We start from the raw sequence: 15,249 nt of genomic DNA, 5'->3' as shown, positions 1-15,249 counted from the left end.
ATGATGACACTTGAGCCAGAATAATGATCCGCTTGCGATCAACGCACCGGTGGCTGTTCACCCAGTGGCACAACCGCCATGGTCAGACGCGAAATACAACTGGCCTTGCCTTCATCGCTGGTCAGGCGGATGTCCCAGACATGCGTGGTACGGCCGATATGCACCGGGTGCGCGACGGCTGTGACGCGACCACTGCGCAAGCCGCGCAGGTGGTTGGCGTTGACCTCCAGGCCCACGCAAAAGAATTTGCCTGGGTCGATGCACAGGTAGCTGGCCATGGAACCTACGGTTTCTGCCAACACCACCGACGCGCCACCGTGCAACAGGCCAAAGGGCTGATGAGTACGGTGGTCGACGGCCATGCTCGCGGTAATGGAGTTCTCGTCGAAGGCTTCGAAACGAATGTCCAGCAGCTCACCAATCGTGTTTTTCTGCGAAGCATTGAGTTGGTCAATATCAGGGGGGTTAAGCCACAAGCTCATGTTCAATCCTTAAAAATGAGGTTCGCCTGGCGAACTCGGTTCGGTACAAAAAATCAGCGTCTACACAGCCTGACTAGGGATGCCGAACGCTGCACAGTTCCATCAACCCCGCCAGCGGAAAGTCGCCTTCGAGCTCTGCCAGGCTAGCGGTATTCATGGGCTGGGCCTCACGGTAATGCCCCTCTACCAGCAGCCCTACCAGCGCGCCGACCAGAGGTTGATGGCTGACCAGCAGCACATCGTCCATCGAGTACCGATCCAATTGGCTCAGGACCTGCTGCGGGTCGCTGTCCGGGGTCAACCAGGGGACGGTCATGATCGGCTCATTGAGCCCTAGCACTTGGTGGACCAGCTCAGCCGTCTGCTGCGCACGCACATAGGGACTGGCGATGATCAGGTGCAGTGGCTTGCCCAGCAGATGCGCGGCACTCTTGAGTACTTCGTCGCGCCCACGGGTCGTCAGTTGACGCTCAGCATCGCTGCGCGCCTGAGAGTGGGCTTCGCCATGGCGCAAAATCCACAACTTCATAGCTTGGGCTCCTCATCACGAACGGGATGCGGTGCAGGGTCAACGCGATGCGCGGCCTCGCCTTCAGGCGCCCGCGGCGTCGGCCAGTCAGCGAAAGGCCAAGGCTTCTGGTCGCTGTGGAAAGTGCCAAAGCGACCGATCTGCGCAAGGTATTGGCTCAAGCTGTCGCCAAAGTTCATCATGCTGCCGCTCGGGGCGCCGTAGACCAGGCGGTAGCCCAACTGCACCAGCACCACGCACCCCAGGACGACTTCTGCCAATTGCCAGATCAACACAAAAAGCAGCATCCACAGAATACGCAGCAGGATTGATTCATGCTGCTTGAATTTGGATTCGTTCACGACCTTCACCTATTTCTAATGGCTTCAGTTAACAGGGGCTCAGTTAAAAGCCGCTGGTGGAAATAAAGTCGACATCGGTTTTCGGCTCGGCACGCATGAGCACTTCGATGACTTGATTGAGCGTACGACCCTCGAAAAGAATCGCATGCAGGCCCGCGACCAGCGGCATGTATACCTGCATTTCCTCCGATTTGGCCTTGAGCACCTTCAGGGTGTTCACCCCTTCCGCCACCTCGCCCAAACGGGTGACAGCCTCTTCAAGACTCAAACCCTGACCGAGGGCGAAACCCACTTGATAGTTGCGGCTCTTGGGCGATGAGCAGGTCACAATCAAATCTCCGACCCCGGCCAGGCCGAGAAAGGTCATTGGATTGGCGCCCTGGCTAACGGCAAACCGGGTCATCTCGGCCAGGGCACGGGTGATCAGCATGCTCTTGGTGTTTTCGCCCATGCCTAGCGCGACCGCCATGCCCGCGATAATCGCGTACACGTTTTTCAGCGCACCGCCGAGTTCGACACCAAACCGATCAGCGCTGGCGTACACGCGAAAGGTCCGACCGTGGAGCACGGCCTGCACCTGCTGGCAGAGGTCTTCATCTGCGCTGGCCACTACCGTGGCGGTCAACGCGTGTTCGGCGATTTCTCGGGCAAGGTTGGGTCCGGACAACACACCGATGCGCGCATGCGGGGCGATTTCTTCGAGGATTTCGCTCATCAGCTTGAAGGTGTGCGCCTCGATGCCTTTGGTCAGGCTCACCAACATCTTGCCGGTCAAGCGCTCGGCATGGGGCGCCAGCACCGAACGCAGGGCGCTGGACGGCAAGGCGACGAAAATCAACTCGCTGCTGTTCAGCGTGGTCAGCAAGTCTGTGACCGGTTCCACCGCCGGGTGAACCTTGATGCCTTTGAGGTACCGTGGGTTCTCGCGGTTAAGACGGATCGCCTCGGCCTGAACCGGGTCGCGCATCCAGTGCCTGACCGGATAACCGTTCTCTGCCAGCAGATTCGCCACAGCAGTACCGAAGCTGCCGCCTCCAAGAACCGCGATAGGTTGCTGTTGAGTCATAACCAATCCATCTAGAGCCATCTAATCTGGCGATGGCGGCATTATACGGAGCCGCGCTTGCGCGACCAGTCTTGACGAAGGCTCAATTCAGGCCGATCAATACCCTACAAGTTCCATGGAAATTACTGCGGCGTCGGTTAACATGCTCGGCGACCTCTTTTGATAGCGTTTCAGGATGGCCAACGCGTCGATAAAACCCACCTACCGCACGCTGGCCAGCTGTGGTGCGATCCACCACTGACGGAAGGAGCAAGTATCGTATGACGTTCCGTCGAAGCTGGGGTATCAATACCCGCACCCAAATCATCAGCCTGGGACCCGCGCTGCTGTTGACCTTATTGCTGATCAGTTTCTTCACGTTCGTGCGGATCCAGGATTTGCGTCAAGAACTGAACCATACCGGTCAATTGATCGCCAACCAGCTGGCTCCCGCCTCGGAATATGGCGTTATCGTTGGCAACGATAACGTTCTTGAAGGCCTGATGCACGCCACGCTAGCCACGCCTCACGTGCGCTTTCTGGAGGTGCAGGACAACGCCAATCACGTGCTGATATACGTCGAACAACCGGACGAGAATGGCACGAAACCGACCAACATAGAGACCTTCCAGGCACCTATCCGGTTGCAGAACATCCCGTTGAGCGGCGACTTTCTGCAGGACTCGGCGAGATCGACAACCCCATCAACCGAGGGCTATCTGGGGCGGGTAATTGTCGGTATGTCCAACGATGCGTTCAGTCAGCGTCAGCAAGAAATTCTGCTCAAGGCCGGGGTTTTGGCGCTGTTTGCCCTGATTTTTACCTATATCCTCGCCCGGCGTCTGGCGCTGAGCCTGTCGCAACCGATCAGCGACATGGGCGAAGCCGTCAAGGCGATCCAGCAAGGTCACTACAACACACGCCTGCCTGTGGCCGACGACGGTGAACTGGGCGACCTGGCGCGACACATCAACAATCTTGCCTACGGACTGAAACACGCCAGCCGCGAACAGCAACAAACCATCAACCAGTTGATTCAGACCCGAGAAGAAGCCGAGCGAGCCAACAGCGCAAAATCCAACTTTCTGGCGATGATGAGCCATGAACTGCGCACGCCCATGAATGGCGTACTGGGGATGTTGCAGTTGATGGAAACCACCAAAATGACCGATGAGCAGGCTGAGTACTCTGCGCTGGCGACCGAGTCCACCGAACATCTGCTACGAGTGATCAACGACATTCTCGACTTCTCGCGCATCGAGCGCGAAGCGTTGGAGCTGGAACATATACCCTTCAATCTGGCTGAGCGGATCAGCACCTCGGCCCAGGCGTTCCAGCACAGCGCCCAGCAACGCGGTATATCCCTGGAGCTGAAAACCCCACCGGGACTGGACCTTCTTGAAGTGACGGGCGATCCCACCCGCATCCGGCAAATCCTGGTCAATCTGATCGACAATGCGTTGAAGTTCACCGAACGGGGCAGCGTACAGATCGAAATCCGGTGGCAGCCCATGGATGATGAATCGATTTGGTTCACCTGTACGGTGTGCGACAGTGGCATCGGTATCTCCGCCGAACGCCTGGAGTTGATGTTCAATGCCTTTGAACAGGCCGACAGCTCGATCTCCCGGAGGTACGGAGGTACCGGTCTGGGCTTGCCAATCGCCCGAACCCTGGCCGAGCGCATGGGCGGAACGCTTCGGGCCCGGAGCGAAGAAGGCATGGGATCAATTTTTACCCTTGAGATCCCGCTGATGCTGCATAGAAAAAAAGCACCTGAACAGGTACCGGCCTTCTCTGCGGGCAAAAGCGACGGCAAGAATCAGCATGTGCTACTGGTCGAGGACAACCCGGTCAATCAGACCGTGGTCGAGGCCATGCTGCGCAGCCTGGGCTTTCAGGTCAGCATTGTCAGCGATGGCGCGCAGGCAATAAGTGCGGCTCAGGCTGGAAATTTTGCGGCGATTCTCATGGACTGTCGCCTACCGGTGATCGATGGCTATGAAGCGACGCGGCAGATTCGTCAACTGACGGACTGCATCCAGGTGCCCATCATTGCCCTCACCGCCAACGCTTTGCATGGTGATCGTGAGGCCTGTTTGCAGGCGGGAATGAGCGATTACCTAGCCAAACCCTTCAAACGTACTGATTTACAGCAAGTTCTTCAACGCTGGCTGCCCTTTCAAGCATCTGCGACTGGCGATAAATGCTAAATTGCGGCAGTCTTAGTGACCCGATCGGCTCGCAAACGCTGCCGGGATAATAATTTCAGTGCACAAGTGTACTTTCATTTCCCTTGTGCTGTGACTTTCACTACAACGCAATAGTCTATGAGTAGGCTGACGGCAGAGACCTGGCGCGTCAGCCGGACAGGAAAATTGCCTTACCCTGCCGCACAGGATTATTGAGGAGCTCGCATGACCCAACAAAACGCCTATACCCGGGAAGATCTGCTGCGCTGCAGTCGAGGCGAGCTGTTCGGCCCAGGTAACGCGCAACTGCCCGCCCCGAACATGCTGATGGTTGATCGCATCACCCATATCAGTGCCGAGGGTGGCAAGTACGGTAAAGGTGAATTGGTCGCCGAGCTGGATATCAATCCGGACCTGTGGTTTTTCGCCTGTCACTTCGAAGGTGACCCGGTGATGCCAGGCTGCCTGGGCCTTGATGCCATGTGGCAACTCGTCGGATTCTATCTCGGCTGGCAGGGCAATCCCGGCCGTGGTCGGGCGCTGGGGTCGGGCGAAGTGAAGTTTTTCGGTCAGGTGCTTCCGACCGCCAAAAAAATCACTTACAACATTCAAATCAAACGCACCATGCGCGGAAAACTGGTCCTGGCAATTGCCGAAGGTACCGTTAGCGTAGATGGTCGCGAAATCTACAGCGCCGAGAACCTCCGGGTCGGCCTGTTCACCTCCACTGAAAACTTCTAAGGGTATTCGCATGCGCCGCGTCGTTATCACTGGTCTGGGCATTGTTTCCTGCTTGGGCAATGACAAAGACACCGTTTCCGCAAACCTGCGTGCAAGTCGCCCTGGCATCCGTTTCAACCCGGAATATGCCGAAATGGGTCTGCGTAGCCAGGTTTCCGGCTCCATTGACCTCAACCTCGAAGAACTGATCGATCGCAAGATCTATCGTTTCGTTGGCCACGCAGCGGCTTACGCTTACCTGGCCATGAAAGACGCAATCATCGACTCGGGCCTGACCGAAGATCAGGTTTCCAACCCGCGCACCGGCCTGATTGCCGGTAGCGGCGGCGCGTCGACGCTGAACCAGATGGAAGCACTGGATATACTGCGCGAAAAAGGCGTCAAGCGCGTTGGCCCATACCGCGTCACGCGGACCATGAGCAGCACGGTCTCCGCCTGTCTGGCCACCCCGTTCAAAATCAAGGGTCTGAACTACTCCATTGCCTCTGCTTGCGCCACCAGCGCGCACTGCATCGGTAACGCAATGGAACAGATCCAGATGGGCAAACAGGACGTGGTCTTCGCCGGCGGCGGCGAAGAAGAACATTGGAGCCAGTCGTTCCTGTTCGACGCGATGGGCGCACTGTCCAGCCAGTACAATGAAACCCCGGAAAAAGCCTCCCGCGCTTACGATGCCAAGCGTGACGGTTTCGTCATTGCTGGCGGCGGCGGTATGGTCGTGGTTGAAGAGCTGGAACATGCCCTGGCCCGCGGTGCAAAAATCTACGCAGAAATCGTCGGCTATGGCGCGACCTCCGATGGCTATGACATGGTCGCCCCAAGCGGCGAAGGTGCCATTCGCTGCATGCAGATGGCAATGTCCACCATCGAAGGTCCGATCGACTACATCAACACTCACGGCACTTCGACTCCGGTCGGTGATGCAAAAGAGATGGAAGGTGTGCGTGAAGTCTTCGGCACCAATGCGCCTGCCATCAGCTCGACCAAAAGCCTGTCTGGTCACTCCCTGGGCGCTGCCGGCGTTCATGAAGCGATCTATTGCATGCTGATGATGGAAGGCAACTTCATGGCTGGCTCTGCCAACATCGAAGAACTGGACCCGGTTGTCGCCGACATGCCGATCCTGCTCAAGACCCGTGAGAACGTCAAAATCGATCAGGTCATGAGCAACAGCTTCGGCTTCGGTGGCACCAATGCCACCCTGGTACTGAAACGCTGGCAGGGTAAGTAATCCCTGCATAAAAGCGGCACCTTCGGGTGCCGTTTTTTTATTCTTTTTTTGCGCGAAAGCAGCACCTTGTAAATCATCTCGATGTAGTCAAGGATGTGTTTTCACCTTCATTTCTTATTTTGTGCCCCCACCTTTTCTCCTGGATATTCAGGACTGAAGTTCACGCACTTTACCTCTACAGGACCTGCTGACAGGGCACTTGATTGTCCTGCCGGATTATCAAAGGTGCCGCATGATCATCGGAAAGAGATGCCATGGAAGAATATGATCGCGATGTCACCCCCCGGCCCATCATATCCTGCAGCAATGGCCCTGAGCGATTGAGGAAACCTTATTTGCTCATGGTCTCCTCCATTACCGCTTTCTGTCTTTTTACTACTGCCCCCGGATACGGCCAGAACCTAACAAGTCCAGCCGCCAGCGAGGGTGTGCAAAACTCCACCGTCTCCGTGAACCAGGCACAGCAGATCGTTGCCAAGGCAACCCTGGGAGCTGCTCGCTGGAGCGGCCCAGAGTCTGGCCCCCCTGCCCAGCAGGGTAAGAGCATCGCCCTTGTGGCAGAAGATTTACGCAACGGCGGGATTATCGGTGTCGCGCAGGGCGCGCGCGAAGCGGCCACGGTAATGGGCTGGTCGCTCAAGATATTCGATGGCGGCGGATCATCAACCGGACGTGCGAAGGCCTTTGCTGACGCGCTGGCAGCAAAACCCGACGGCCTGATCCTGTGCGGCGCCGATGCACTTGAGAACCATGCTGCGCTGGAAACGTTCGCCCGTGAAGGCGTGCCGGTCGTTGGCTGGCATGCCGGCGCGCGCCCTGGGCCGATTGAGGGTACGCCTATCGCCATGAACGTCACGACGGACCCCTTGGAGGTTGCTCGCCTCACTGCATTGGCGGCAGTGGCACAATCAAAGGGCCACGCTGGCGTTGTCATCCTGACCGACTCCAAATACAGCATCGCCACAGCCAAGGCCAAAGCCATGGAAGACATCATCCGATCCTGCAAGGAATGCACACTGCTGGAAGTACGCGATGTTGCAATCTCGGAGAGTGGCGAGCGTATGCCTGAGATTACAAAGGAACTGCTCCTGCGCTATGGCAAACGCTGGACGCATACGCTGGCCATCAACGATATCTATTTTGACTACTCAATTGCATCATTGACCAGCGCCGGAATACCGAGCAATGGACTCAGTTTAATGTCGGCCGGTGATGGCAGCGCTTCCGCTTTTTTACGCATACAGGCAAAAACCTATCAGACCGTCACAGTGGCCGAGCCGCTGAACCTGCAAGGATGGCAACTGCTGGATGAATTGAACCGGCGCTTCGCGGGGGAGCCCGTCAGCGGATTCGTGGCGCCGATTCATCTGGTCAATGCAGACAATGTCACCTTCGACGGCGGTAAGAAGTTTCAGTACGACCCTGACAATGGCTACCGAAACATGTATCGCCACCTATGGAACCGCTGACAGTGAGCGCGCCTTCCAGCCTCGCAGCCATGTATCGTCAGCTACTGCCGCACTCATTACGCGCGCAGTTCATACTTGTCTTTCTAGCGCTGGCCCTGCTGATTCTGGCGGGTGGCGCGACTGCGGTCTACGCCTTGCGTACGTCAAACAACGCGACCCGAGAGCTGACAAAAGAGCAACTGGTCCGCATGCAAGCCGGGCAGGACATGCTTCAGGGCACTCTACTGATAGAACGTCAGACCGAACAACTGCTCACCACCCCCTCTTTTGACACGCTGCGCTCGAGTTACGCCGAGACAGTCAAACAGCTTGAGACACTTGATCGCCTGGTGGTTCAGCTAACGACTGCCAGCAATGCTGTCGCAATACTTGACTTGCATCAGTCGAGTCAACTGTTCCGCAATACCGCTAACATCGTGGCGCAATTGCGGGAGGGTATGCTGCAAACCGAGGTCAACTTCGAGCAAACCCTGAAGGATCGTACTGACCGATTAGTCGAGATTCACACTCAAGGCAGCCTTGAACTGGCGGTTTTACTGTACGACCTGCCCGCAGCGAGTGACAACAACGCAGTACAACTGTTGCGTACCCGGTTCCAGCGCAAAGCCAATGCGGCAAGAAAATTACCGGATTCAACGCGAAGCGCTCTTGTCAGACTGCAATCACAGCAACCGGACTCCAATGACCCTGATGCACAAGATCCGTTCTCTCTGCGCCTGAAACTTATCAACCAGCACGAAGTTCTACAGCGCTTCCATGAAGAGCTGACAAATCAGGCTGAGTCGTTGGTGGCTATTGCACGCGAACAATCCGACGGTTACACGCAAGACTATCGGGGAGCCGTGCAACACTTGGTCGAGGCCTCCAATCGCAGCCAGCAATGGGTGCTGATCATGCTAGGCGGTAGCCTGATACTTGCATGGTTTGTGACGCGTGTATTTATGGGCCGGCATGTGCTTGTGCGCCTGAATGAGATAAGCCGCCACCTGCGGAAAAAACGCATAGACGACACCCCGTTAGTGATGGAAGTACAGGAAAAAGACGAGATCGGCGACATGGCTCGTGCCGTGAATCAGTTTCTGAAAGACCGCCAGCAGCTTGAGAACAGAACCACCGAATTGAGTACCGTCAAAGAACGGCTCGCGTTACAAAACTCGCAATTGCAACAGGAAGCCGTTGTACGCATCGGGCAAGGCCACGTCCTTGAACTGATCGCGAGAAGCACCGAACTTGAAGAAGTCCTCGCAAGTCTGGCTCACTTGGTTGAATCCCAACTGGCGGACATGATGGCGTCTATCCTCCTGCTGGACGAGGAGGGAAAGCATTTGCTGCATGGGGCAGCACCCAGCCTGCCGAAGTCCTATACCCAAGCCATCGACGGGGTGGCGATCGGCCCCAAGGTCGGCTCGTGCGGCACTGCCGTGTATCGACGGGAACCAGTCATCGTCACTGATATCGAGCAGGACCCCCTGTGGGAGGATTACCGATCAATCGCCGCGACCTATGGTTTGCGCGCCTGTTGGTCGACCCCAATCATGTCCCATGATCGAAAGGTCCTGGGAACCTTTGCCTTGTATTCCCGCACGGTGCGCAGCCCGATTGAGGCCGAGACGCAACTGATTGGTATAGCGACGCACCTTGCTGGGATCGCGATTGAACGCAAGAACACAGAAAATCGCATCCGCTACATGGGCGACCATGATGCATTGACCGGGCTACCGAATCGCACGCTGCTGGAAGACCGTCTCAAGCAAGCCATCCTTTACGCTCAACGCTATGATCGCATGGTGACAGTCGTATTCATCGACCTGGATAAATTCAAACTGGTCAATGACAGTCTCGGCCACAGCGCCGGGGATGAACTGCTGAAAACCGTCGCCAACCGAATGGTGCAGTGCGTGCGGCGCACCGACACGGTCGTTCGACTGGGTGGCGACGAGTTCGTGATCATCCTGTTCGATCAGCCTTCTGACGTTGACGGAATCACACCCGTCCTGCTGAAAATCCAGGAAGCCATCCTCCAGCCAATCCAGCTCGGCGGGCACAAGCTCCACGTCACCTGCAGCATGGGATTGGCCACTTATCCTGCCGATGGAACCGACACCGACACCTTGCTCAGAAATGCGGACGCCGCCATGTATCGCTCCAAGGAACTGGGCCGCAATGGTTACCAGTTCTACACCAGCGAGATGAATAGCAAGCATCAGGGCAAGCTCGCCATGCAGGACGGGCTTCGAAATGCAATCGACCGTAACGAGTTCCTGTTGTTGTATCAGCCACAGGTGGATTTACATTCAGGTCAGGTCATCGGCGTGGAAGCGCTGATCCGTTGGCAGCACCCCGAACTCGGCATGGTTTCTCCGATCAAATTTATTCCGCAGGCCGAAGAAACCGGATTGATAGTGCCCATTGGCGACTGGGTGATCCACGCTGCCTGTAGGCAGAACAAAGCCTGGCAAGATGCGGGCATGCCCCCGATCACCATGTCGGTCAATATTTCAGCACGCCAATTTATCGAAAGGGACTTGGTCAGCAGGGTGATGCATGCGCTGCAAGAGAGCGGACTGGCCCCCATGTACCTTGAGTTGGAGCTGACCGAAAGCCTGATCATGCAGGACCTTCAACAAGCCATTACCAAGATGAAAGAACTGCAAGCGATGGGGATACGCCTCTCGATCGATGACTTCGGCACCGGCTACTCCAGCCTTGCAGCATTGAAAAGCTTCCCCATCGCTCGACTGAAGATTGACCAGTCTTTCGTGCGTGACCTTCCCGATAACGAGAATGACAAAGCCATCGCCACGGCGGTGATTTCATTGGGACACACGCTGAATCTCAACGTGATCGCCGAGGGCGTCGAAACGGAACAACAGCAAGCGTTCCTGCGTGAAAACGGCTGTGATGAAATGCAAGGCTATCTGTTCAGCAAACCGGTTTCGGCGCAGGCGATCGAACAGCTGCTTACACCGCAATGCTCCTGCGCCCTACCACCAGGCTCCTTTTTATCCCCAGAGGTTTTCCATGACCATCACTGTCAACACGCTGTCCAGCAATGGCTACCGTCACAGCGTAGAAATCAATGACAAACATGAGCTGTTCACCGATCTGCCTGTGGACCTAGGCGGCGAAGACTCCGCGCCTGATCCTCATGATTATTTCGATACAGCCCTGGGTGCGTGCAAGGCGTTGACGCTCAAACTGTACGCCAAACAACACGACATCCCGCTGACCGGTGTCACCGTCGAGGTCAAACACGACAGCAGCCAGGAACGGGAAGGCAAGTATCATTTGAGTGTCGAACTGACCCTTAAGGGCATGCTGAGCGATGAGCAGCGCACCCTGCTGCACCGCATCGCCGATCGCTGCCCGGTACACAAACTGATGACCACGACTGAAGTCACTATCGAAACGCACCTGACCGAAGGCGCTTCAGGCCAATAGCGCCGCACGCGCCAAGGCGGGTTATGCTTTATGCATCGACCCGCACAGCCTGCCGAGATGACGCCCATGATCGTAATCAAGCCCCGCGCCGAAGATGTCGAAGGCCAGCCGATTCTGCGCCCTCTACCGTCGGCCAAACGCCGTAGCGTTGGCCCTTTCGTTTTTTTTGATCATATGCTGGAGACGGATTACCCGGCTGGCAGCGGCATGAATATCCGCCAACATCCGCATATCGGCTTGTCTACCCTCACCTACCTGTTCGACGGCCAACTCCTGCACAAGGACAGCCTTGGCAGCGACCAACGGGTCCGGGCCGGTGATGTCAGCTGGATGACCGCCGGTAAAGCCATTGCGCACGTCGAGCGCACCCCTGAGGAGCTGCGCACCAGCGGCTCACGCCTGCATGGGCTACAAGTTTGGCTGGCATCGCCCAAAGCACACGAACAAGGTCCAGGGAGCTACAGTCATCACCCGGCGAACACGCTGCCGGTAAGCGATAACCTCGGGGTCCGTATTCGGATGATTGCCGGCAGCGGGTTCTGCCTGACGTCACCGGTACCAGTGCTGTCGCCGACGTTATACGCCGAAGTGAACCTGCAAACCGCCACGGCGCTGCTGATCCCGACTGAACACGAAGAGCGGGCGCTGTATGTGCTCACAGGTGAGGCGCAACTGGATGGCGAGCCGGTGGAGCCGCGCTGCTTGATCGTGCTGCCAGCGGGCGAGGACGTGACACTGCTCGCGCACAGCGAGTGTCATGCCGTACTGATCGGAGGTGCCGCGCTGGACGGACCACGACGGATCAACTGGAATTTCGTGGCCAGCGACCCGGCGCTGATCGATCAGGCACGGGCTCGCTGGGCGGCCGGTGACTGGCCGACGGTGCCGGGTGAAAGCGAGAGGATTGAGTTGCCTTGAATGCGCCATCGCGGGCAAGCGCGCGCCTATCAAACAAGGGGCTTCACCGTTTTGAGTGGGTAATCTATCCTCCTACCCATGAAAGATATCGATTTATACGCCCAAATCCTTGGGCTCCAGGCACCGTGGAAAGTGGTCGCAGTTAACCTTGACCGAACGTTGGGGCAAGTCGTTGTCGGCGTTGGGGTGTCTGATGCTGCTGCGTTTACCTGCCCGCAATGTGGCCTACCCGCTTCGCGTTATGACAAACGCAAGCGTCGTTGGCGGCATCTTGATACGTGTCAGTTCGTGACCATCCTTGAAGCTGAAATCCCCAGAGTGCATTGCGCCGAACATGGCGTGGTGACCGCCGAGGTTCCGTGGGCAGACGTGGGTTCAGGTTTCACCTTGATGTTTGAAGCATTGGTGATCAACTGGATCCAGGAAGCCAGTATTCAGGCGATCTCGCGTCAACTCCAGATGAGCTGGGGCAGCATTGACCGAATCATGGCTCGTGCCGTAAGGCGCGGATTGGCGCGTCGGAAACCGTTATCGCCGACCCAGATATGTGTGGACGAGACTTCGTTTCAAAAGCGTCGCGAGTACGTCACCGTGGTGACCGACCCCGCAACGGGTAAGGTCTTGCATGTGGAAGACGGCAACCTCACCCAGAGCCTGGAAGCGTTTTATACGAAGCTCAATAGCGACCAAAAGCAAGCTATTACGGGCGTTTCGATGGACATGTGGCCCGCCTTTATCAGCGCGACCCAGCGTCATATTCCGGATGCCATGCACAAAATAGCGTTCGACAAGTTCCATGTGGCCAAGCTGTTAAGTGAGGCGCTGGACAGAGTGCGTCATATGGAAAACCGCGAGCTGCTAAAGGCCGGCTCCACGGTGCTCAAGAACACGAAATACGTCTGGCTCAAGCGGGCCGAGAACCTGACCGAGCGACAACAGGCAACCTTCGAGTCGTTGCGAGAGGGTTCGTTGCGTACAGCCAAAGCGTGGGCGATCAAGGATCTGGCCATGCAGTTGTGGCGAGGTAAGGATCGGGATGAGGTCGAACAACAGTGGAACCACTGGCTGGAGTGGGCCTTGAAGAGTGGGCTGCCACCGATGTGGAAAGTCGCCAAAACGATCAAGCGACGACTTTGGGGCATCGTCAACGCCATCGTGTTGAACCTGCATAACGGGCATGCAGAAAGCATGAACGCACGCATTCAACGGCTCAAGCAACGCTCTTGCGGGTTTCGAAATCGGGAGCGTTTTCGCAATGCCATTTACTTTCATTTTGGTGGTTTGGACTTATACCCTGAACGTCTCCAAAACTCATAACACCCACTTGATCCGGTGAAGCCCCTCAAACAATCTTTAAGTCATTGGTTTTAAATGATTATTTTCTGACGCAGTAGATCAACTGTGGGAGCAGGCTTGCCTGCGAAGAGGCCCGCCGTGTAAAGAAGAGCGTCATGACTTGCGGAATATTTGAGCCTGATCCAACGCTTTCGCAGCGGGACGCGTAGTTGCAAGCCTGCTCCCGCGGGTATTCAGAGTGAACCAAACACCCAGTTTGTTGCGCGACAGCGCGGCGGCGCAGACGGAACGACATCTCTCATCAAACCGCTTTTTAATCCTTCAAAAACAATGTGTTGGCGCTGGTCTTGATGTGTATATCCGGCATTTGGGTGTGCTGGAACTACGGTTTCGCTCTTACAGCGAGGAACCTTTTACAAACGCCTAAAAGGTACCCAAAAACGCTTGCCCCGCCATACGGATCCTCGCTTAAGCTCGGATTTCCCTCGCTCCGGCGTTGCTCCGGGGGTCGCCGCAAGGGGCCGTCCCTGGCCCCGTGCGGCTTACTCGGCATCCTTGCCTCGTTACCCCCTGCGCAACGCCTGCGCTCGGCCTTCTGGAAACGGGGCCTTGCCGTAATTCGATACTCAATTCACATAAAACCCCAACGGCAGATCAAAATCCCTGTAGGAGCGAATTTATTCGCGAAGCGTCTTATCTGACACCACCACCAATCACGACACACAAATCGCAACCCAGCTTGCTGCGCGATCGGCCCGACCGTGCCTCAGCTGTCAGCCCTTGAACACTTCATCCAACAAATTGTGCATCGATACAAACGCGCGCTTCGCGGTTTTCGCGTCGTACATCATCGTGCCCGGCACGTTCGCTTCTGGATCAGTGAACGAATGCACTGCACCACCGTAGCTCAGCAATTGCCAATCCACGCCCGCCGCGTTCATTTCCGCCTCGAAGGCTGGCAGTTGATCTTTAGACACCAATGGATCGGAAGCGCCATGCAAGACCAACACCGAACCCTGAATGTTTTTTGCGTCCGCCGGGTTGGGCGTATCCAGCGTGCCGTGAAATGACACAGCAGCTTTCAACGCAGCACCGGTACGGGCCAGCTCAAGCGAGCAGCAGCCGCCGAAACAAAAACCGAAAGTCGCCAGTTTGCGGGCGTCTACGGGGGCGTCGGTCTGAGACTTCAATGCCTCGAGCGCAGCCTGCATGCGTTTGCGCAGCAAGGCCCGATCATTTTTGAGCGGCATCATCGCAGCACCCGCCTCGTTGCCGTTGCTCGGCCGCGTGCCCTGACCGTACAAATCAGCCACCAGCACGACATAACCTTGTTCGGCCACCGCCTGCGCAATTTTTTCCGCACCTTCGCTGACCCCCATCCAGTTGGGTGCCATCACCAGGCCCGGACGCAAGGACACGTCACCGGAATCAAACACCAAACGGCTCTCGTAGGGCTGGCCATCAATCTGATAAACCACTGAACGAACAGTAACGTTGCTCATTGCTGACCTCCAAAGAAAATAACATCAAAAAAAATCCCGCCGAGGCGGGATTTTCATACCAG

The 15,249-nt window shown here is 56.7% G+C and carries 13 protein-coding genes; 8 read left to right on the top strand and 5 right to left on the bottom strand.

What is annotated here, in order from left to right; translation table 11 throughout:
- Positions 1-38 precede the first annotated feature (38 nt).
- The 4 genes from AC1ME2_RS24640 to AC1ME2_RS24625 all read right to left on the bottom strand — a co-directional run bounded on the left by AC1ME2_RS24640 (position 39) and on the right by AC1ME2_RS24625 (position 2,418).
- Entirely contained in the window at positions 39-482 is a 444-nt protein-coding gene (locus tag AC1ME2_RS24640) for a hotdog fold thioesterase (RefSeq protein WP_480437591.1), read from the bottom strand.
- Between the two features lie 73 nt (positions 483-555).
- Positions 556-1,011 carry a phosphohistidine phosphatase SixA gene (gene sixA / locus AC1ME2_RS24635; protein WP_480437590.1) on the bottom strand — a complete coding sequence of 152 codons (456 nt, stop codon included), beginning with the start codon at positions 1,009-1,011 and terminating at the stop codon, positions 556-558.
- Entirely contained in the window at positions 1,008-1,352 is a 345-nt protein-coding gene (locus tag AC1ME2_RS24630; RefSeq protein WP_480437589.1) for a DUF4389 domain-containing protein, read from the bottom strand. The genes sixA and AC1ME2_RS24630 overlap by 4 nt, the downstream gene beginning before the upstream one ends.
- Before the next feature lie 43 nt (positions 1,353-1,395).
- Positions 1,396-2,418, bottom strand: coding sequence for an NAD(P)H-dependent glycerol-3-phosphate dehydrogenase (locus tag AC1ME2_RS24625; RefSeq protein ID WP_480437588.1), 1,023 nt, complete (start codon positions 2,416-2,418; stop codon positions 1,396-1,398).
- 260 nt (positions 2,419-2,678) lie between these two features.
- Between AC1ME2_RS24625 and AC1ME2_RS24620 the strand changes: the two genes are divergently transcribed.
- From AC1ME2_RS24620 to AC1ME2_RS24585, 8 genes are all read left to right on the top strand, one after another.
- A complete protein-coding gene (locus AC1ME2_RS24620; RefSeq protein ID WP_480437586.1) occupies positions 2,679-4,610 on the top strand; it encodes an ATP-binding protein in 1,932 nt (643 codons plus the stop codon).
- 204 nt (positions 4,611-4,814) lie between these two features.
- Positions 4,815-5,330 (top strand): 3-hydroxyacyl-[acyl-carrier-protein] dehydratase FabA, encoded by a 516-nt coding sequence (gene fabA / locus AC1ME2_RS24615; protein ID WP_480437585.1) that lies wholly within the window; start codon positions 4,815-4,817, stop codon positions 5,328-5,330.
- Positions 5,331-5,340: 10 nt separating this feature from the next.
- Positions 5,341-6,561 carry a beta-ketoacyl-ACP synthase I gene (gene fabB, locus AC1ME2_RS24610; RefSeq protein WP_480437582.1) on the top strand — a complete coding sequence of 407 codons (1,221 nt, stop codon included), beginning with the start codon at positions 5,341-5,343 and terminating at the stop codon, positions 6,559-6,561.
- Between the two features lie 254 nt (positions 6,562-6,815).
- Positions 6,816-8,030 carry a substrate-binding domain-containing protein gene (locus tag AC1ME2_RS24605; RefSeq protein ID WP_480437581.1) on the top strand — a complete coding sequence of 405 codons (1,215 nt, stop codon included), beginning with the start codon at positions 6,816-6,818 and terminating at the stop codon, positions 8,028-8,030.
- Positions 8,018-11,113 carry an EAL domain-containing protein gene (locus tag AC1ME2_RS24600; protein WP_480437579.1) on the top strand — a complete coding sequence of 1,032 codons (3,096 nt, stop codon included), beginning with the start codon at positions 8,018-8,020 and terminating at the stop codon, positions 11,111-11,113. The genes AC1ME2_RS24605 and AC1ME2_RS24600 overlap by 13 nt, the downstream gene beginning before the upstream one ends.
- Positions 11,052-11,471, top strand: a complete 420-nt coding sequence (locus tag AC1ME2_RS24595; protein WP_480437577.1) for an OsmC family protein — start codon at positions 11,052-11,054, stop codon at positions 11,469-11,471. Before AC1ME2_RS24600 ends, AC1ME2_RS24595 begins: the two co-directional genes overlap by 62 nt.
- A 66-nt stretch (positions 11,472-11,537) precedes the next feature.
- On the top strand, positions 11,538-12,389 hold the full coding sequence (locus AC1ME2_RS24590; protein ID WP_480437576.1) for a pirin family protein: 852 nt from the start codon (positions 11,538-11,540) through the stop codon (positions 12,387-12,389).
- A gap of 78 nt (positions 12,390-12,467) precedes the next feature.
- Positions 12,468-13,706, top strand: a complete 1,239-nt coding sequence (locus AC1ME2_RS24585; protein ID WP_480437575.1) for an ISL3 family transposase — start codon at positions 12,468-12,470, stop codon at positions 13,704-13,706.
- Between the two features lie 752 nt (positions 13,707-14,458).
- Here the strand turns inward: AC1ME2_RS24585 and AC1ME2_RS24580 are convergent.
- Positions 14,459-15,187, bottom strand: a complete 729-nt coding sequence (locus AC1ME2_RS24580) for a dienelactone hydrolase family protein (RefSeq protein ID WP_480437574.1) — start codon at positions 15,185-15,187, stop codon at positions 14,459-14,461.
- Positions 15,188-15,249 lie beyond the last annotated feature (62 nt).

This window comes from Pseudomonas sp. ASL9, from assembly GCF_056680335.1.
The sequence above is the reverse complement of the archived record's forward strand: the minus strand, read 5'-3'. Positions and strand labels throughout refer to the sequence as shown.

What these genes read in the sequence shown, in the direction of transcription:
- AC1ME2_RS24580 (WP_480437574.1), bottom strand. Translation starts at nt 15,187, where the DNA reads ATGAGCAACGTTACTGTTCGTTCAGTGGTTTATCAGATTGATGGCCAG.
- AC1ME2_RS24585 (WP_480437575.1), top strand. Translation starts at nt 12,468, where the DNA reads ATGAAAGATATCGATTTATACGCCCAAATCCTTGGGCTCCAGGCACCG.
- fabA (WP_480437585.1), top strand. Translation starts at nt 4,815, where the DNA reads ATGACCCAACAAAACGCCTATACCCGGGAAGATCTGCTGCGCTGCAGT.
- AC1ME2_RS24640 (WP_480437591.1), bottom strand. Translation starts at nt 482, where the DNA reads ATGAGCTTGTGGCTTAACCCCCCTGATATTGACCAACTCAATGCTTCG.
- AC1ME2_RS24595 (WP_480437577.1), top strand. Translation starts at nt 11,052, where the DNA reads ATGACCATCACTGTCAACACGCTGTCCAGCAATGGCTACCGTCACAGC.
- sixA (WP_480437590.1), bottom strand. Translation starts at nt 1,011, where the DNA reads ATGAAGTTGTGGATTTTGCGCCATGGCGAAGCCCACTCTCAGGCGCGC.
- AC1ME2_RS24625 (WP_480437588.1), bottom strand. Translation starts at nt 2,418, where the DNA reads ATGACTCAACAGCAACCTATCGCGGTTCTTGGAGGCGGCAGCTTCGGT.
- AC1ME2_RS24605 (WP_480437581.1), top strand. Translation starts at nt 6,816, where the DNA reads ATGGAAGAATATGATCGCGATGTCACCCCCCGGCCCATCATATCCTGC.
- AC1ME2_RS24600 (WP_480437579.1), top strand. Translation starts at nt 8,018, where the DNA reads ATGGAACCGCTGACAGTGAGCGCGCCTTCCAGCCTCGCAGCCATGTAT.
- AC1ME2_RS24620 (WP_480437586.1), top strand. Translation starts at nt 2,679, where the DNA reads ATGACGTTCCGTCGAAGCTGGGGTATCAATACCCGCACCCAAATCATC.
- AC1ME2_RS24590 (WP_480437576.1), top strand. Translation starts at nt 11,538, where the DNA reads ATGATCGTAATCAAGCCCCGCGCCGAAGATGTCGAAGGCCAGCCGATT.
- fabB (WP_480437582.1), top strand. Translation starts at nt 5,341, where the DNA reads ATGCGCCGCGTCGTTATCACTGGTCTGGGCATTGTTTCCTGCTTGGGC.